This window comes from Butyrivibrio sp. (assembly GCF_017433805.1).
Taxonomy (GTDB): Bacteria; Bacillota; Clostridia; order Lachnospirales; family Lachnospiraceae; genus Butyrivibrio.
Map to the genome: position 1 here is coordinate 1 of NZ_JAFRGN010000018.1, position 19832 is coordinate 19832.

Below are 19832 nucleotides of genomic sequence, written 5' to 3' on the forward strand. Positions count from 1 at the left end.
ATATGTCTCCCATTGACATGTTTCGCTCGAAATAATCTTTACATGCAGCAATCTTGATTTCTAAAGGATACTTAGCCATAAAAAATCCCCCTAAAGGAGACTTTGGATATTTCCATTGTCTACTTTAGGGGAATCATATCACTATTAGCTCTCCCGGCCCATTTTTCTTTCGCGTTTATTTTCGTACATCATCATATCTGCGCGCTGCATTATCTTCTGAACAATATTGTCTTCTGCTGGATTATAGATAGCAAAGCCCTTTGACAGATATACATGTTCCCAAGGCTCATCAGCGGATGCGTTTATTTCTTCGACAACTTTATCAAAGCGTTCCAGCAGGAAGTCGATGTTATGGAAGTCTTCGTGCCTTAAGATGATGAAGAATTCATCGCCGCCAACTCTGTAAACAGGGCTTCGTTTAAAGACATCACTTATTGTGCTACAGGCTTTCTGAATATAGAGATCACCTTTGTCGTGTCCGTACTGGTCGTTGATGCGCTTAAGTCCATCGCAGTCGAATGCACCCATAGCGAAATTAGGATCTACAGACCCGTTATTAATTTGCTCCTGGAGCTCCTCAACAGCAAGAGAGAAGGCACCTTTATTCCTTACGTGGGTTAGGGAATCGATGAATACCTGCTCATTTAGGGCGTTGATATGTGCTTTCATATTACCTGATAGTTTCTTAAAAGACTTGGTAAGTCTTCCAATTTCATCATCTCTGTTATATGTCAGATTAACGTCGAAATTGCCGTTATCTATCTGATCAGCAGCCTCGGTGAGCTGTTCAAGAGGTCTGGTTATGTACCCAAGGAAAGTGATAAGCAGGATACCTGCAATGAGCAGCACAATTACAGCAAGTATCATGATATTCAAAATAAGACCGCGCCATTCACCTTGCGTTTCACTGACAGGAACTGTGATGTTCAGGTACATGCCATTACTAAGAGGTAGCCATACAGCCTCCTTGAGGACTCCGTCATAAACATACTGTGCAGACGTGGTCTCAGCTTTATTGTTGTAGGGCATCTGCTTGGTCATGCCATCTGGCATATTTGCCACGTCAATGTATGGATGGTAAAAGAGTGTTCCGTCAGCATCACTTAGGAATGCATAGCCGTTATCGTAGAATTTGATGCTGTTTACCTCTTTGGCCATTGCAGAATAGTCAATTTCGATTCCGACAACTCCGATAAACTGTCCATTGTAATAAATGGGTGCATCGTAGGAGATTACCTTAACATCAAGATTGTCAGTGACATAGGGAGGAAGCCAGATAGACCTTCCTTCAAACTTTGGAACTGTGAACCATACAAGCTTGGAAGTGTCATTGACATCATAAAGCGTGATATCTGTAACTTCATGCTCGCTAAAGCCTTTGCCATCAAGATTGGTATACCAGAAGCCTTTTACTGTAGAGGAGACAGAAGGATCGATTCTGTAATAATATGTCAGAACGCCATTGGTTCGGGAAATAATATAATCAAAATACTCACTGGCATTTTCCATGTGTTTCTCAAGCTGCTCCTCATCAAGCCCTTTTATGTCGTCTTCTACAAAAGAAGTTATGTCGTTAACAGAGTTCTGCACACTGTCAAAATAATAATTCAAACTATACTGTCCATTTTCGCACAGCATAAGAAGAAGCTGGTCTGACTTACGGCTTGCAGTCTTACGAATGAATATTACGCTGAGCAATGTGATAACCATGATAACTGTGAATATCACAAAGAGCATTGTAATGGCTAATCTGGTTTTTAGAGAGCGCATTATTTTATCTCCTATTATTCCATATATGTATATATCGGATAAAACTTTACGAAATTTAATCTTTTTAAAATGGACCACCAACCCCGTCCCCTAGGACCATATTAATATCTTGAGCGGATATTTAGTATTGGCATTAACTAAATTTGGGTAATATAATGGAGAAGTGTGTCAAATAGGAACAATCGTGTGTATGAAAAGGAGACGGGAGACAGATGAAGACATTAGTAGTTTATACATCACAGACAGGCTTTACCCAGAAATATGCCCAGTGGATAGCTGAGAGAGCAATGAGCGCATAAAACAGCTGAATGATTTAATCTATATATAATTAAAGATTTATCGTATTTTAATACATAAATGGTATCATGTATAGGCAATAATGTGTGTCTTTGCGCGTAATCAGAACGTGTTTAAAGATAGGAGACCTGTGAGAGTAATGACCCTTATCAGTATATGAATATTTATCATTTTGAAACATTGTTCAAGAACTGATAGAGCGGGGGAGTAACTAATGGGGATTGGAATTATTAAAAAGAGATTCATAACAGCTGCGCTTGTTGCTGCAATTGTGGCGGTGAGTGTGGCCTGTGGCAATACGGATGCTGGTGATGCGGCGTCTTCAGAGACCGGAACTGTTGAGGCCTCTGTAACTACTGAGGATTTGCAGCTGGATTTGATCTCTGAGACAACAGATACTTCCGAAGCACCAGAACCTGAAGTGATCCTTGGGGATGAGCAGTTTGATGAGTACCTGCCACTGCTGGAAGGAAAGAGAGTAGCTCTTTTTGCAAACCATACCAGCATCGTTGGGGATGATGACGAGCACATTCTGGATGCGCTTCTTGAGCGTAACGTGGATATCGTCGCAATCTTCAGTCCCGAGCACGGTTTCAGGGGAACCGAGGATGCAGGCGCTACGATAGATGATTCAGTAGATGAGAAAACAGGAGTGCCGATCCTGTCTCTTTATGGGAACGATAACACCCATTCTCCGGCAAAAGAGGACATGGATAAATTCGACGTTCTCGTTGTGGATATGCAGGATGTGGGGCTTAGGTATTATACCTACTACATTTCCATGTATTACCTGATGGATGCCTGCGCTGGCGTGGATAAAGAGGTTATCATACTGGATCGCCCAAATCCTAATGGCTTTTATGTGGATGGGCCTATTTTGCAGGAAAAATACAGTTCAAACGTTGGACGTCTTCCAATCCCGGTTGTTTATGGTATGACCTGGGGAGAACTGGCGGGCATGATAAATGGCGAAGGATGGCTGGCTGCAGGCGTTGATGCATGCAAGCTGACTGTGGTTCCATGTAAGAACTACACGCACCAGACCAAAACCTTCCTGATTCGCAATCCATCGCCCAATATCAGGGATATGAGAGCGGTATACCTCTACGCTTCGACCTGCTTTTTTGAGAACACCGTGATTTCCGTTGGCAGAGGCACTGATTATCCTTTTGAAGTATACGGAAGTCCATATTTAGAGGGTGTAGCGGGCTTCGATTTTTCTTTTACCCCAGAGAGCATGAGCGGAGCGCTGGAGCCACCATTTATGGATAAGACCTGCTACGGCGAGGATCTGCGTGACATCCCCATAGAGGAAATCTGGGAAAAGGGCGTTAATCCTGAATATCTGGTTAAGGCCTACAATGCTTACATTGAAACTTCTAGTACAGATGAATTCTGGGGAAAAGAGTATGCGAAGGATACCTACTGGATAGATTACCTAAGCGGCTCGAATTCTCTTAGGAAAATGATTGAAAAGGGCAAAAATGCTGATGAAATAAAGGCTTCTTGGCAGGAGGATATAAGTGCTTTCAAGGAGCAGAGGGGGCAATATTTATTGTATGAAGAGTGACGACAAGCAAATAGCTGAATATGTGGTTAACAACATTGATGTTGCCATTGAGAAAGGCTGGGTAAAGGTATTTTATCAGCCTGTTGTTCGTACGCTCACAGGACAGCTGTGCGGAGCGGAATCTCTGGCCAGGTGGATTGACCCAGAGTATGGATTCCTTGCGCCAAATAAATTCATAGGCCCTTTGGAAGAAAGTGGTCAGATTCACAAGCTGGACTGCTTTATCGTAGATAAGGTTTGTTCTGATATCGCTGAGCGATTAGGCAATAATCTTGATACGGTTTCTGTTTCTGTCAATTTCTCCAAGCTTGATTTTGAAACCGCGGATATGCTGGAAGTTGTCAAGAACGCTGTAGCTAAATATAACATTCCAAGGGACTATATCCATATAGAGATTACCGAGAGTATGATCGTTTCTAATGCCGACCTTATGAGAGGCGTTATTGACGGCTTTAGAAATGCTGGCTTTGAAGTGTGGATGGATGACTTTGGAAGCGGATATTCTTCTTTGAACCATCTTAAGGACTATGAATTTGATGCTATCAAGATGGATATGGAATTCCTGGCATCTTTTACCGACAAATCCAAGGCTATCATGACATCTGCTATAACTATGGCCAAGGACATTGGCCTTATGACCCTTGCAGAAGGCGTTGAGACGCAGGAGCAGGTGGATTTCCTGTATTCAATTGGTTGTGGCAAGCTCCAGGGCTATTTTTATGGCAAACCTTTGCCACTTGATGAGTTTTTTGAACATATTACAGAAAAGGGAATAACAATAGAACCTAGAAGGTGGCGCCATTACTATCAGGCTGGAAGTCTCTGTGCCAGATATACAGATGAACCGCTTGAAATAATTGAAGATGACGGCAAGGATTTCCGTACTCTTTTCATGAATAAGGCTTACAAAAGGCAGATACTTACAAGAGATTACACATTAGAAGAACTGGACCGCGTTATCTATGAAACGAAATCACCTTTGCTTAAAAAGTATCGTGAGTACGCTGACACTATAGAAAAAACTAAAAACCTGGAGACCTTCTATTATACTTTCGATGGCAATATCATTTGCTTCCAGGGAGTGGAAATATCTGAAATGGAAGGAAAGCATTTGATCAAGGGCTCCATCAGGAATATTTCGCTTGATAATGATTTTAAAAAGCAGAACAATGTTGGAAACAAGCTCAGGGAATTAAATCATCTCTTTGAGTCAATTATGATAATCAACATAGAAAAAGATACTGTTTTCCCGCTGATTGGCAGCAGCAAATATATTGAGATGCCTGAGAGCACGAAGAATGTATTACAAGAGCATTTGAACAGGCTGGAAGAAGGCTTTATTGCTGACGCTGACAGAGAAAAATTCTTTGAGTTTACTGATACTTCGACTCTGAAGAGTAGAATTGAAGCTTCAGACAACGGATATATCGCGAATCTTTTCAGATTCAAGGGACCAGATGGTAACTATAAGTGGAAAGAAATGAGTATCATGATGGTTCCTGGTTCAGCTGGAAAAGAATACCTTGTGTGTGGCAAGGCGACAGCTGATGATGCTGCACATTTCTTCGAAAAAGACAGCAAAATTCATAATCTTGAAGATTATGGAATTAAAAGTGATGATGTCTTTTCATCCAAGATGTGGGAGAGCATAGTTGCCGGTTCTTCTGTTAAGTTCTTCTGGAAAGACAAAGATTGCAGGTTCCTCGGCGCCAGTAGGGCGTTCCTTGATTTCTTTGATGTTAAGATAGAGGATATACTTGGTAAAACAACTAAGGAAATGGGTTGGCTTGTTGATGAGAAGGCCTATGATGATGCTATACATGAAGTATTGAGCAAAGGAAACAATGTACTAAAGCTTCCGGCACAATGCATTATAAATGGCATTGTTCACAATGTCATGAGCGACAAGAGACCTATTTATGAAAATGGCCAGATAATCGGGCTTATGGGACATGTGATAGACGTTGACGAGGAATTAAGCCGTCTTGACAAGATATACAATGAGCGAAGGCTTGACCCTGTTACAGGACTTATGAATGTCTCTGCACTTGCGGATGTTGCAAGAAGCTATGCTCATAACTATGCTGTCAATAACGTGAACTATGCACTCCTTATCCTGCGCAATGAGTATCACCACCGCATAGTAGAAGATTATGGTGAAGAGTTTGGAAATAAGCTCCTGAAAAGAGCTAGTGAAGTTATTCTTGAGGTCACAGATGGCAAGTGCGCTGTAGCTAAATGCCTTGGAGCTGACTTTGCCATGATAACAGATGTGACTGAAGTTGGAGAACTAAAAGCTCTGGTAGATAAACTTCGAACTGAGCTTGAAAGCATTAAAAAGCTTGATGGCTATGACCTGACGCTCAAAATCAATATCGCCTACAAACTTAGAAACGAAGAAGGCATAACTGATGAGAATATGTACTCAGCAGTATTGGATGTTCTGATGAAGTGAGTACTAATATGGAACTTAAGAACTGTTCGACATGTAAAAAGTTATTTCCATATCCTGGCTATGGTTACATTCTTTGCCCTGAATGCAGGCGCACTGATGAAGCCCAGTTTCAGCTTGTCAAAAAATTTCTTGACCAGTACCCTGGAGCTGAAGGTAAAGAGGTCTTTCTTGCAACCGGTGTGGCAATAAACACATTGATCAAATGGGTAAGGGAAGGGCGCCTGATCTCATCCAATGCCATAAATTTAGGGGCAGTATGTGATATCTGTGGGAAACCTGTGTGTACAGGTAAGCTCTGTCCACAATGCAAACAAGATGTTGTCAGGAAATTCAAAGAGGAAGAAGCAGAAAGTATAGAAAAACTTGAAGAAGTATTGCCTCAAAGTGAAAAGGGAAAGGGCATGCGATTTTTACAATAGAGAGTGGCGGAGGTTCTTTTTTATTTTTTACAAATTGCCTAGGATATGGTACACTACATTGTGCCTATCTAGGCTTTTTTAGTGTGCAATAATATTAGCTTTAAAGGAGATAAATACCATGAAATTGGGCATAGTTGGGCTTCCTAACGTAGGTAAGTCAACACTTTTTAATTCACTTACAAACGCTGGAGCACTTGCTGCGAACTATCCTTTCGCAACAATCGATCCTAACGTAGGAGTTGTAGCAGTTCCTGATAAGAGACTTAAGGCTCTTGGAGATCTCTATCATTCCAAGAAGGTAACACCAGCTACAATTGAGTTCGTAGATATTGCAGGACTTGTTAAGGGCGCATCTAAGGGTGAAGGCCTTGGTAACCAGTTCCTTGCTAACATTAGAGAGACAGACGCTATCGTACATGTAGTTAGATGCTTCGAGGATCCTAACGTTGTACATGTAGATGGTTCAGTTGATCCAGCCAGAGATATCGAGACAATCAACCTTGAGCTTATCTTTGCTGACCTTGAGGTACTTGAGCGTAGAATTGCCAAGGTTACCAAGACAGCAAGAATGGACAAGACAGCAGCCAAAGAGCTTGAGCTTCTCAACAAGATCAAGGCTACTCTTGAGGATAACAAGATGGCTAGAGAGCTTGAACTTGACGACGAGGATGAGAAGGCCCTTATGAACACAATGGATCTTCTCACATGGAAGCCAGTTATCTACGCTGCAAATGTTAAGGATGATGACCTTGCAGATGACGGCGCATCTAACCAGTATGTTGCAGCTGTACGTGAGCTTGCAGCTAAGTCTGGAAGTGAAGTATTCGTAATCAGTGCTCAGATCGAAGCTGAGATTTCAGAGCTTGATGAGGATGAGAAGGCGGAGTTCCTTGACAGTCTTGGACTTACAGAGTCTGGTCTTGATAAGCTCATCGCAGCAAGCTACAGAACTCTTGGACTTATGAGCTTCCTTACATCTGGTGAGGATGAGACAAGAGCCTGGACAATCAAGATCGGTACTAAGGCTCCTCAGGCAGCAGGTAAGATTCATACTGACTTTGAGAGAGGCTTCATCAAGGCTGAGGTTATCAACTACGAGGATCTTCTTCGCGAGGGTTCACTTTCTGCAGCAAGAGATAAGGGACTTGTTCGTATGGAAGGTAAAGAGTACGTCGTTCAGGATGGCGATGTAATTCTCTTTAGATTTAACGTTTAATTCCGAGTCGACGACTATGACATAACAACTAGGGAGGAATGAAAATGCCAGATATAATGGGGAAGATGGACATTGCGTTTCCTAATATAAATGTCTATCTTGAGAATGTTCCTAAGGAATTTTCTGTTTTTGGCTTTACTATCGCTTTGTACGGCGTGATCATAGGCTGCGGCTTTTTGGCAGCGCTGCTTTTGATATCCAGAATTGCTGAATGGACAGGACAGAAGTCTGATGACTACTGGGATGTGGCTGTTTACATCATTATTTTTTCAATAGTAGGTGCAAGGCTTTATTACGTTTTCTTTTCCTGGGACTATTACAAGGACAATCTGGTATCCATTCTCTATCTGAGGAATGGCGGACTTGCCATCTACGGTGGTGTAATAGCAGGTTTCCTTACAGCATTTATATATAGTAAGGTCAAGAAAAAGAGCTTTCTCATGATGACAGATACCATCATGTTTGGACTTGTCCTGGGACAGGTAATTGGCAGATGGGGTAACTTCACTAACAGAGAAGCTTTTGGCGAGTATACAGACGGACTTCTTGCTATGAGACTTCCGGTTGAGATGGTGAGAAACAACGAGATTACAGCTCTGATGCATGAGCACATGAGTGATGTGACCAATTATGTTCAGGTCAGCCCAACATTCCTCTATGAGAGCTTATGGAATCTGTGTCTTCTGATCATTCTGCTGGTATATTGCAAGCACAAGAGATTTAATGGAGAAATTGTTCTGTTATATCTTGGTGGCTACGGCCTTGGAAGAGCATGGATCGAGAACCTAAGAACGGATCAGCTCATCATGCCTCATGTAGGGCTTCCTGTTTCTCAGGTACTTGCTATATGCCTTGTGGTATTTGCAGTAGTAGCAGAAATTGTTGTCAGAATCAGACTTAAAGGTAAAGAAGTAGAGACCTGGCCTTCTGTATAAAAAGCTTTATAAAAAAATTATTTTTGATTTAATAACAAAATATTGAATAGGATTTTACTCTCCGCCCAACTATTTGTAGTTGGGCGGAGATTTTTTATTTTCATTGAGAAATTAGCGAAAAAACAGGGTTGTTAAATGAAAAAAATTACCCTATAATACATTTAGGTGGTAAAAAGTGTCAAAAAGTGGTTAAAAGTGGTAGAAAAGTGGTAAAATAATTTGGGAACAGCATTCAAAGGTGAATATAGTCATTCCATAGACGCAAAGGGAAGACTCATAATGCCTGCTAAATTCCGTGAACTCCTTGGAGAAACCTTTGTGGTAACTAAGGGGTTTGATGGATGTCTTTTTGTGTTCTCACAAGAAGGTTGGGATGCCTTTGAAGAGAAGCTCCAGGCGCTACCTATGGACAAGCCTGAGGCCAGAATGCTGGGAAGATTCTTTATCGCTGGAGCCATTGATGCTGAGGTAGATAAACAGGGCAGAATCCTGATTCCTTCTAACCTACTGGCACATGCTGGAATCGAGAAGGAGGCTGTTATTGCCGGAGTTGGTAATAGAGCTGAAATTTGGAGTAAGGCTGAGTGGGAGAAGGCTAGTAGCTTTGATGACATCAATAGTATCGCTGCCAAGATGAGTGAGTACGGCTTAAGTATCTGAGGATAAATATGGAATTTAAACATTATTCGGTACTTCTTGATGAGTGCCTGGACAATCTGAATATTAAGCCAGACGGTATTTACCTTGATGGAACACTTGGTGGAGCCGGACATTCTTTTCACATCGCTGAGAGACTCACAGCGGGCGGACATCTGTACGGCACTGACCAGGATGAAGATGCTATAGCTGCTGCGACCAAGAGGCTTGAGCCTTTCGCAGACAGAGTGACCATCATAAGAGACAACTACGAAAACGCAGTGATCAGACTTAAGAACCTCGGAGTTACAGGTGTTGACGGAATTCTCCTTGACCTTGGAGTTTCATCCTATCAGCTTGATAACGCTGAGAGAGGCTTTACTTATAAAGAAGATGTTCCTCTGGATATGAGAATGGATCAGAGACAGACTCTTACAGCAAGAGACATCGTCAATGATTATTCAGAGACAGAGATATTTCATATTATAAGAGATTACGGCGAGGACAAGTTCGCCAAGAATATTGCCAAGCACATCTGCATTGAGAGGGCCAAGGCTCCTATCGAGACTACCTTCCAGCTCAATGACATTATAAAGGCTGCGATTCCAGCCAAGATGAGAGAAAAGGGAGGACATCCTTCCAAGAGAACCTATCAGGCAATCAGAATCGCCCTGAACAGAGAACTTGATGTTCTCCAGAATTCTTTGGATGGATTTATCGATTTCCTCAATCCTGGTGGAAGACTTTGCGTTATAACCTTCCATTCATTAGAGGACAGAATCACCAAGAATAATTTCAGAACCAACGAGAATCCTTGCACCTGCCCGCCAAACTTCCCAGTTTGCGTATGTGGCAAGACATCCAAGGGCAAGGTTATTACCAGAAAGCCAATTCTGCCAAGCGATGAAGAGCTTGCAGAGAACAAGAGATCTCAGAGCGCGAAGCTTCGCGTGTTCGAGAAAATCTCATAAAAAGAAAATGATAAAAAACTAGAAGTCGATGCACAAGCCTGTAGACAGCATCGGCACGGAAAAGGAGGTGAAGAACATGGCAACTAGATATGTATACGGCAACACAGTCAGAAGAGTAGCCGACCCAGTTCGCGAGCGCAGACCATACCATGTTCAGCAGCCTCAGCAGCAGAAGAAAAGAAGACATCATATGAGCCTTGGATATTTGTTATTTTTATCTATGGCTGTTATTCTTATGGTTGTGACATTAGCATGGTATATCTCTCTTCAGTCTCAGATCACAAATAGTGTTAAACACATTGCTACTCTTGAGAGTCAGCTCAACACATTGAAACAGGAGAATGATGAGGCGTATAATAGAGCGAATGGAAACGTTGATCTGGATGAAGTAAAAAGAGTTGCTATCCAGGAATACGGAATGACATATGCAACTGAGGGGCAGATTGTGACATACTCTGATGGAGGTGGTAATGACTATGTACGTCAGGTGGCTCCAATTCCCCAAAGTGATGGAAAGTGATACAGAGTAATGAAGAAAAAAAGAACTAGAAACGCCCATAAATTCACCATTGGAATGAAGAAAAAGCTGGTAGTGCTGTTTGTATTAGTACTACTGGCTTTCGTTGGGTTAGGGGTCAGACTCATCCATATCACCATGAATAAGGGTGAAGAATACGAGAAACAGGTCCTTTCCCAGCAGCAATATGACTCAACAACCCTTCCTTTCAGAAGAGGAGAAATTCTGGATGCCAACGGAACAATCCTGGCCTACAGTGAGAAGGTTTACAACCTGATTCTTGATGCCAAGCTTCTCCTACGTGATGAGAAGTATCTGGAGCCAACGATCAAGGCACTTGTAACATATTTCAAGATTGATGCTTCAGAAGTAAGGTCATATCTTAGTGAGCATCCTACATCCCAGTATTATGTACTTGCCAAAAAGCTTTCCTATGATCAGATAGCTGATTTCCAGGAGCTCATCACTCTTGGTTCAGACAAGTATGATGAGAATATTCAGGGAATCTGGTTTGAATCAAGTTACATCAGAAAGTATCCTAATGGTCAGATGGCCTGCGATGTTATCGGATTTACCTCAGGTGATAACTACGGTATGTACGGACTTGAGGAGTACTACAACGATATTCTCTCCGGAACAGCCGGAAGAGAGTACGGATATCTTGATGATGATTCCAAGCTTGAGAGAACTACAATTCCTGCAACTGACGGAGACAGCATTGTAACAACAATCGATGGTAACCTTCAGAACATAGTTGAGAAATATCTCCAGGAATTCAATGATCAGTACGCTAATAATGTAAGAGAAGCTAACGGCGCCAATAATGTCGGATGTATCATGATGGATGTCAATTCAGGAGAGGTTCTGGCAATGGCCAGCTATCCTTTCTATGATCTCAACAACCCAAGAGATACCTCAAGACTTATTGGAATGCCTTCTGTAGATGAGAAGGGCAACAAAGTTAAGGGTGAATCTGTATTTGATTCAGGAGTATATATTACTCAGGAGATGATCGATGGCTTTACTGATGAAGAGCTCTACCAGAACTACAACGCTCTTTGGAAGAACTTCTGCATTACAGATACCTACGAGCCTGGATCAGTTGCCAAGCCTTTCACGGTTGCTACAGGTCTTGAGACTGGAGCTATCACTGGTAACGAAGTATATAACTGTCTCGGTTTCCTTCATGTGGGCGACTACGACATCAAGTGCCATAACACCTACGGTGATGGATATGTATCAGTAGAAAGAGGAATCGAGATTTCCTGTAACGTAGCAATGATGTACATTGCCCAGTCAATTGGCGTCAACAACTTTGCCAAGTTCCAGAAGACCTTCGGCTTTGGCCTTAAGACCAACATTGACCTTGCAGGAGAAGCAAGAACAGAGGGACTTACCTATTCAGCAGCTGACATGGGACCTACAGACCTTGCGGTTAATAGCTTTGGACAGAGTTTTAACGTAGACATGATCGAGATGATCACAGGCTACTGCTCACTTATAAATGGTGGCTATCTCTACGAGCCTCATGTAGTTAAAAAGATTGTCAATTCAAGCGGCGCTACAGTCAAGAACATAGAGCCAAGAGTACTTAGACAGACTATTTCACAGTCTACCTCAGATAAGATCAGGCAGTACTGCGAAGCCGTTGTTATGGGTGATGAGGGTACTGGTAGAACAGCCAGACCAGCCGGCTACCGCATTATTGGTAAGACTGGTACAGCTCAGACACTTCCTCGTAAGAACAGACAGTACGTTGTATCTTTCATGGGTGCAGCGCCTGCCAATGATCCTAAGATTGCGATTTACGTAGTAGTAGACAGACCTAACATTGCTCAGCAGGACCAGGCGAGACTTGCAACAGTTCTTGTCCGCAAGATCCTCACAGAGGCTCTTCCTTATCTCAATATTCCTATGACAGAAGAACTTTCAGAAAAAGAACTGCAGGAACTTGAGGAACTTCGTGAAAAACTTGTAACTCCAATTCTTCCTGAAACTACTGAAGAAAACGCGGAAGAAGGCGCGAGTACAGATGCTAGTACTGAGGGGGCGAGCTCAGACGGAACTGTAAGCCAGGAGGAGCTTGAAGCAGCTCAGAACTCAGAAAATGCAGGCAGATCCTCTATTTGGCAGTCATTTGACGTTGACCCTGAGACGGGGTATTATATTGACCCGGAGACAGGTGATTTACTTGATCCTACTAATGGAAGCCCTGCAGGTGCAGATGACCTTCCGGATTTTGAACATGATCTTCCACAGGGAAATAGTGAGGGAAATAGCGGTGAGTGATTATATTCTTAGAACTTTGATACCAGTATTAGTTTCTTTTTGCATAGCAGTTCTTATCGGACCTAAGGTAATAGAACTTCTAAAGAAGCTCAAGGCCAGAGGAACTGAGAGAGAAGAAGGCCTTGAATCGCATAAGGCCAAGACTGGAACACCAATCATGGGAGGATTCATATTCCTGATTCCTTTTACAATCATTGGAATCTTCTATAGTATGAGCCACAAGGAAGTGATTCCTGTTCTTATCATGACAATTGGTTTTGGAATCATCGGATTTCTTGATGATTATATTAAGGTAGTAAGAAAGCACAACGAGGGACTTCTTCCGTGGCAGAAGCTTCTTGGACAGTTCATCGTAGTAGCTATTTTTGTAGCCTATGTTCTGAATTTTACAGATATGAGGCTTGCACTTGATATTCCTTTTACAGATATAACACTTGATTTTGGTCTCTGGAATATTCCAATCCTGTTTTTCATTGCACTTGGAACAGGCAACGGAACAAATCTTACAGATGGCGTTGATGGCCTCTGCGCATCAGTTACAGCAGTAGTAGCAGGCTTTTTTATCATCGCAGCTATGCACTATAACGCAACAGGTGCTGAGGTAATGTCAGCAGCTATGCTGGGAAGCCTTCTTGGATACCTTGTATATAACGTATATCCAGGAAAGGTAATGATGGGAGACTTCGGATCCCTTGCTATTGGCGGATTTGTTACTAGTATCGCATACGTTATGAACATGCCTATCTTTATTGTAATAGTAGGCTTTATCTACTTTGCAGAGGCAGTTTCAGTAATCATGCAGGTTACATATTTCAAGGCAACCCATGGTAAAAGAATTTTCAGAATGGCTCCACTGCATCATCACTATGAAAAAGGCGGCTGGTCTGAGACTAAGGTAGTGAATGTATTCACAACAGTCACCATCATCATGAGCCTCATCGCCTACGCCGGACTAAAGTAAACTAAAATGGACCAGCAACCCCGTCCCCATGGTCCAAAATTATTCGAAGGAAGTGATTTATATGACAGCAGATTTAAAGGGTAAAAAAGTACTAGTAATAGGTTCAGGTCTCTCAGGAGTTGGTTCAGTCAACCTTCTTAATAAAGTAGGTGCGCTTCCTGTAGTTCTTGAGGAGAATACCAAGGTTACAGAAGAAGATATCAGAAATAAGCTTCATGAAGAGGATAGAGAGAATACCAAGATCATCGTTGGAACAATCTCTGACGAAGACCTTGCTGATATTGTGCTCACAGTACCAAGCCCTGCTGTACCACTTGATGCTCCTACAGTAATGCGTATCAAGGATAAGAACATTCCTATATGGAGTGAGATAGAGCTTGCCTTCAACTTTGCTAAGGGCAAGATGGTTGCTATTACAGGAACAAATGGTAAGACTACAACTACAACACTTGTTGGCGAGATCATGAAAGCTCACTTTGGCAAGGCTTATGTAGTTGGTAATATCGGTGTATCTTATGCTGAGAGCGCTCTTGAGATGGATGAGTCTTCTGTAACAGTTGGAGAGATCAGTTCCTTCCAGCTTGAAGCAGTAGATAACTTCCATGCTAATGTATCTGCAATTCTTAATATCACACCTGATCATCTGAACAGACACCACACAATGGAATGCTACGCGCAGATGAAGGAGAACATCACTCATAATCAGACACAGGATGATACCTGCGTTCTTAATTATGACAACGAATATACTAGAGATTTTGGTGGCAGATGCCCAGCCAAGGTTGTCTTTTTCTCAACAAAAGAAAAGCTCACAGACGGCTTCTATCTTGATAATGAGGATATCTACATGGCAACAGCAGGTAATGCCATGAAGATCATGAATATCCATGATATGAACCTTGTTGGAATGTGTAACGTTGAGAACGTTATGGCAGCAATCGCTATGAGCCTTGCTATGGATGTGCCTCTTGCAACTATCCTTTCTGTTATCAGAACCTTCAAGGCTGTTGAGCACAGAATCGAATTTGTTGCTACTAAGCGCGGTGTTGATTACTACAACGATTCCAAGGGTACTAACCCGGATGCAGCTATTCAGGGTGTAAGAGCTATGTGTAAACCTACAATCCTCATTGGCGGCGGCTATGATAAGGGTAATGAGTACGATGAGTGGATCGAGAGCTTTGGCGATACGATCAAGCTCCTTGTTCTCATTGGCCAGACCAAAGAAAAGATTGCTGAGTGTTGTGACAAACACGGCTTTACAAATTACGTATTTAAGGAAACTTACGAGGAGGCACTTGAGTTCTGTACAGAGAGTGCTAACCAGGGCGATGCAGTTCTTTTATCTCCTGCATGCGCAAGCTGGGATATGTTCCCTAATTACGAGACAAGAGGTAAGAGATTCAAGGACTACGTTAACAAGCTGTCCGACTGAGAATCTATAGTAAAAGATATTTTTATGGTAGGTGCGTTCCATCTACCGCGGGGGGAAAATTGGCAAGAACAGCAGTTATGAAAAAACCTAAAGAAGAAACCTATGTGGATTACAGTTTGATATTTGTAGTCCTGTTTCTTCTGTCTTTTGGACTTATCATGTTATATTCAACCAGCTCCTATGAAGCCGGCGTGAGTATGGGTGATTCAGCCTATTATTTTAAACATCAGCTGGGACCAACTATTTTGGGCCTGGGTGGAATGATCTTTATGTCCTTTTTCCCATACAAAGTATTGCAGAAGCTGACAGTACCTATCTATTTTGCGGCCGTTATTCTGTTATTTCTTTTGTATCCTTATGGTAAGACGGTTAACGGTGCCAGAAGATGGATCATTTTCCACGGTGTATCAATTCAGCCTGCTGAGGTTGCCAAGGTGGCGGTTATCGTATTTACTGCAACTATCATTATCAAGATGCGCAGTAACCTTATGACACCCAAGGGCTACGCTATAGCTCTTTTGTTCCCTGGAATTCTGGCTCTTATGGTTTATAAGATTTCTCAGAATCTGAGTTCTGCTATTATCGTCATGGGAATTGCTGTAATCATGCTGTTCGTAGCTACTCCCGGATATAAGAGATATGTAATTGTTGCCCTTGGTATTATCGCCATAGTTGCGGTTATCATAGTTCTGATCGTCAACGCTGAGGACAGCAGTGGTATGAACTACCGATTCAAAAGAGTTCTTGCCTGGCTTGATCCTGCTGCTTATGCAAGTGATGAGAGTTTCCAGACGCTGCAGGCGCTATATGCCATAGGCTCCGGAGGGATCTTTGGTAAAGGACTTGGCGAGAGCATGCAGAAGATGAAGCTTCCAGAGGCTCAGAACGATATGATCTTCTCTATCATCTGCGAAGAACTGGGACTTTTCGGAGCGATTGCGGTTATGCTCATGTTCCTTCTGCTAATCTGGAGACTTATGATCATCGCCAACAACGCTAATGACATGTTTGGTGCGCTTCTTGTTATCGGAGTAATGGCCCATATTTCTATTCAGGTTATTCTGAATATTGCGGTTGTAACTAATACAATTCCCAATACTGGTATCACACTTCCATTCATCAGTTATGGTGGATCGGCGGTTATCATACAGCTTGCTGAGGTCGGAATTGCGCTCAATGTTGCAAGGAATATTGGAAGGGAATAAGGCAAAAGAGCGATGGCAAAGAAACGACGGAAAAAAGCTGTTAAGAAGCGAAGAAGCGAATATAGAAGCTATCGTCCAACCTTTAGTGAGCGTTTGGACTATCATCTGAATTCGCTTAGATATAAAAAGAGCCTGTTCATCATTCTGGGAATACTTCTGGCACTGGTGATCGCGCTTGTGATAGCACTTAATTACATTGTAGATAATTACAAGGTTACCAATATCTACGTAAGTGGTAATACCCATTACACTAACGAAGAGATAATCGATATGGTAATGACAGATGGCCTTAGCCATAACTCGCTGTATCTGTCTTTTAAGTACAGAGATAAGAGTATCGAGGGTGTGCCATTTGTAGAAAAGATGGATGTAGACATTCTTTCCCCTGATACCATCAGGATCAATGTCTATGAGAAGGCTGTTGCCGGATATATCTCATATCTGGGACATTACATGTACTTTGACAGGGATGGAATAGTAGTTGAGAGTTCCATGGAGCCATCGAGTGTGGTTCCACAGGTAATGGGACTTGATTTTAACTATGTTATTCTTTATGAGAAGCTTCCTGTTGATAACGAGACTGTTTTTGCAGAGATCCTTGACATCACGCAGCTTCTTGATAAGTACAGTCTTCATGCTAATAAGATTTTCTTTGATAACGAGTACAATGTGTACGTATACTTCGACGATGTAGAGGTGAGTCTTGGTACAAGTTCATACATCGACGAAAAAATAATACAACTTCAGTATATTCTGCCTAACCTGGAGGGTAAAAAAGGAATACTGGAGATGAAAGATTTTGACGAAGATACGAAAAACATTACTTTTGAAGAGAAAAATTAGTAAATTGTTTTCGAAAAAACAAAAATTTAGATTAAAAAAACGGGTTGATAATTGAAACAAAAAATCGTATCATAGCTATTAGGAGTTTATGAGGTTTGTGAAGGAGGAGTTGTCTTGCTGGAGATTAAGTCAAATGAGGCTGAATCTGGCTGCAAAATCATCGTTGTTGGGGTTGGCGGCGCAGGTAATAATGCTGTAAATAGAATGGTAGATGAGAATATTACCGGTGTAGAATTCATCGGTATTAATACTGATAAGCAGGCTCTTCAGCTCTGCAAAGCACCTAAGCTTTTACAGATTGGTGAGAAGCTTACAAAGGGTCTTGGTGCAGGTGCTAAGCCAGAGATTGGTCAGAAGGCTGCTGAGGAGAGCGCAGAGGAGATTTCTGCAGCGCTCAAGGGTGCAGACATGGTTTTCGTTACTTGTGGTATGGGTGGCGGAACAGGTACAGGTGCTGCACCAGTTGTTGCCAAGCTTGCTAAGGATATGGGTATCCTTACTGTAGGCGTAGTTACTAAGCCTTTCAGTTTCGAAGCTCGTGTTCGTATGCAGAACGCTATGCTTGGTATTCAGAATATTAAATCAAACGTAGATACTCTTATCGTTATCCCTAACGATAAGCTTCTTCAGATTGTTGATAGACGTACAACAATGCCAGATGCGCTTAAGAAGGCTGACGAAGTCCTTCAGCAGGCTGTACAGGGAATCACTGATCTTATCAATGTACCTGCAGTTATCAATCTTGACTTTGCTGACGTTCAGACAGTTATGAAGGATAGAGGAATTGCTCATATCGGTATTGGTAGCGGTAAGGGCGATGACAAGGCTACGGATGCTGTTAAGATGGCTGTTGAGTCTCCACTTCTTGAGACTAAGATCAATGGCGCATCCAATGTTATCATCAATATTTCTGGTGATATCACTCTTGCTGATGCATCTGATGCTTCTGAGTATGTTCGTAATCTTGCTGGAGATGATGTTAACGTTATCTTCGGTGCTATGTACGACGAGAGCAAGACAGATACATGTACTATCACTGTTATTGCTACAGGTATTGAGGACAAGGTTAATGGAATTCCTGCTCCAAGAGCAGCAGCTCCTGGTGTGGCAGCTACAGCAGTTCCACATGTTGCAGCTCAGGCAGTAGCTCCACAGCCTACAGTTGTTCAGACACCTATTTCACCTGTAACACCTCTTCAGACTGTAGTAACACCTATCCAGCCTGCAGTTGAGACAGTTAGCACAGTTAATATTTCAAGACCTACTCAGCCACTTACTCTGAACAAGCCTTCAGAGATCAAGAGCACAGTTGAGCCTAAGTCCTTGAAGATACCTGATTTCCTTCAGAGAAAATAATTGATATCAAGAGATTATAGCCCCTTGCTATTTGGCAAGGGGCATTTTTATGCTAAAAAAGGGGGTTTTCTTCGAAATTTAGTGTAGAAAAGCTCGAGAATTGATGATACAATAGTTTGTGGAGTGATGTAGTTTTCGCACAATATACAGTGGAAACTAAATAACACATATATATGAGCGCAAAATGGAGGAAACGCTATGAAATGCCCTTTTTGTGGAAAAGACGACACAAGAGTAATTGATTCAAGACCTGCAGATGAGAATACATCTATCAGGAGAAGACGAGTTTGTGACTCCTGTGGTAAACGTTTCACTACATATGAGAAGGTTGAGACTATACCTCTTATAGTAATTAAGAAGGGCGATGTTCGTGAGCCTTATGACAGAGCCAAGATCGAGGCTGGCGTATTCAGAGCATGCCATAAGCGTCCTGTAAGCGCAGAGTAGATCACCAAGATTGTAGATGCTGTAGAGACAGAAGTGTTCAACATGGAACAGAAAGAGATTCCTAGCCGTGCAATCGGTGAGATCGTAATGGATAAGATGAAGAATCTGGATCCTGTTGCATATGTAAGATTTGCATCTGTCTATCGTGAGTTCAAGGATGTTAATACCTTTATGGATGAGCTCAAATCAGTCCTTCGCAAGGAAGCTGATGGAACTATCACAGATACTACAGATAAGAACACACCACTTCTTAAGAAAGAATGATCTTTGATTTAACAGAGCCTTCTTTTGAGGTATAATCGATATTGCAGGCTAAGTAATGAATAGACTATGGAGCTATCAGATTGCGTCTGGTAGCTCTTTTTTATGTGTAAAGCCACTTGGCCTACTCGATTAAGATAATTTAAGGGGATGGGGTAAGAAATGATTTTTGTAAGGGATAAGAAGTTTTACACTACACTTGTAGCTTTTGCACTGCCTATTGCGCTTCAGCAGCTTATAACTGTTGGC

Annotated in this window: 15 protein-coding genes and 1 pseudogene; 15 read left to right on the top strand and 1 reads right to left on the bottom strand. The window is 42.1% G+C overall.

Annotated features, from left to right (window positions below; all coding sequences use genetic code 11):
- Nucleotides 1-144 precede the first annotated feature (144 nt).
- Nucleotides 145-1770 carry a diguanylate cyclase domain-containing protein gene (locus IJI01_RS05915; RefSeq protein ID WP_292187266.1) on the bottom strand — a complete coding sequence of 542 codons (1626 nt, stop codon included), beginning with the start codon at nt 1768-1770 and terminating at the stop codon, nt 145-147.
- A gap of 511 nt (nt 1771-2281) precedes the next feature.
- Between IJI01_RS05915 and IJI01_RS05920 the strand changes: the two genes are divergently transcribed.
- From IJI01_RS05920 to nrdR, 15 genes and pseudogenes are all read left to right on the top strand, one after another.
- Complete coding sequence (locus tag IJI01_RS05920) at nt 2282-3637, top strand: exo-beta-N-acetylmuramidase NamZ family protein (RefSeq protein ID WP_292187269.1); 1356 nt, start codon at nt 2282-2284, stop codon at nt 3635-3637.
- Nucleotides 3627-6092 (top strand): EAL domain-containing protein, encoded by a 2466-nt coding sequence (locus IJI01_RS05925; protein ID WP_292187272.1) that lies wholly within the window; start codon nt 3627-3629, stop codon nt 6090-6092. The genes IJI01_RS05920 and IJI01_RS05925 overlap by 11 nt, the downstream gene beginning before the upstream one ends.
- 8 nt (nt 6093-6100) lie before the next feature.
- Nucleotides 6101-6511 carry a flagellar protein gene (locus tag IJI01_RS05930; protein WP_292187275.1) on the top strand — a complete coding sequence of 137 codons (411 nt, stop codon included), beginning with the start codon at nt 6101-6103 and terminating at the stop codon, nt 6509-6511.
- Between the two features lie 118 nt (nt 6512-6629).
- Nucleotides 6630-7727, top strand: coding sequence for a redox-regulated ATPase YchF (gene ychF, locus IJI01_RS05935; protein WP_292187279.1), 1098 nt, complete (start codon nt 6630-6632; stop codon nt 7725-7727).
- 44 nt (nt 7728-7771) lie between these two features.
- Nucleotides 7772-8662 carry a prolipoprotein diacylglyceryl transferase gene (lgt, locus tag IJI01_RS05940; protein ID WP_292187281.1) on the top strand — a complete coding sequence of 297 codons (891 nt, stop codon included), beginning with the start codon at nt 7772-7774 and terminating at the stop codon, nt 8660-8662.
- A 219-nt stretch (nt 8663-8881) separates the two neighbouring features.
- Complete coding sequence (mraZ, locus tag IJI01_RS05945) at nt 8882-9322, top strand: division/cell wall cluster transcriptional repressor MraZ (RefSeq protein ID WP_292187284.1); 441 nt, start codon at nt 8882-8884, stop codon at nt 9320-9322.
- A gap of 8 nt (nt 9323-9330) precedes the next feature.
- Nucleotides 9331-10269 carry a 16S rRNA (cytosine(1402)-N(4))-methyltransferase RsmH gene (gene rsmH, locus IJI01_RS05950; protein ID WP_292187287.1) on the top strand — a complete coding sequence of 313 codons (939 nt, stop codon included), beginning with the start codon at nt 9331-9333 and terminating at the stop codon, nt 10267-10269.
- Between the two features lie 76 nt (nt 10270-10345).
- Nucleotides 10346-10789 carry a cell division protein FtsL gene (locus tag IJI01_RS05955; protein ID WP_292187290.1) on the top strand — a complete coding sequence of 148 codons (444 nt, stop codon included), beginning with the start codon at nt 10346-10348 and terminating at the stop codon, nt 10787-10789.
- A gap of 9 nt (nt 10790-10798) precedes the next feature.
- Complete coding sequence (locus IJI01_RS05960) at nt 10799-13075, top strand: penicillin-binding transpeptidase domain-containing protein (RefSeq protein WP_292187293.1); 2277 nt, start codon at nt 10799-10801, stop codon at nt 13073-13075.
- Entirely contained in the window at nt 13068-14036 is a 969-nt protein-coding gene (gene mraY / locus IJI01_RS05965; RefSeq protein WP_292187296.1) for a phospho-N-acetylmuramoyl-pentapeptide-transferase, read from the top strand. The genes IJI01_RS05960 and mraY overlap by 8 nt, the downstream gene beginning before the upstream one ends.
- Before the next feature lie 61 nt (nt 14037-14097).
- Entirely contained in the window at nt 14098-15471 is a 1374-nt protein-coding gene (murD, locus tag IJI01_RS05970; protein WP_292187298.1) for a UDP-N-acetylmuramoyl-L-alanine--D-glutamate ligase, read from the top strand.
- A gap of 77 nt (nt 15472-15548) precedes the next feature.
- Nucleotides 15549-16676: an FtsW/RodA/SpoVE family cell cycle protein gene (locus IJI01_RS05975; protein ID WP_292187315.1), complete on the top strand. Its 1128-nt coding sequence runs from the start codon at nt 15549-15551 to the stop codon at nt 16674-16676.
- 12 nt (nt 16677-16688) lie between these two features.
- The gene (locus IJI01_RS05980) at nt 16689-17519 is read left to right on the top strand and encodes a cell division protein FtsQ/DivIB (RefSeq protein WP_292187299.1); all 831 of its coding nucleotides are present in this window, start codon (nt 16689-16691) and stop codon (nt 17517-17519) included.
- A 114-nt stretch (nt 17520-17633) separates the two neighbouring features.
- On the top strand, nt 17634-18875 hold the full coding sequence (gene ftsZ / locus IJI01_RS05985; RefSeq protein WP_292187312.1) for a cell division protein FtsZ: 1242 nt from the start codon (nt 17634-17636) through the stop codon (nt 18873-18875).
- Nucleotides 18876-19073: 198 nt separating this feature from the next.
- Nucleotides 19074-19586, top strand: a pseudogene (gene nrdR, locus IJI01_RS14890) (transcriptional regulator NrdR).
- Nucleotides 19587-19832: the final 246 nt, after the last annotated feature.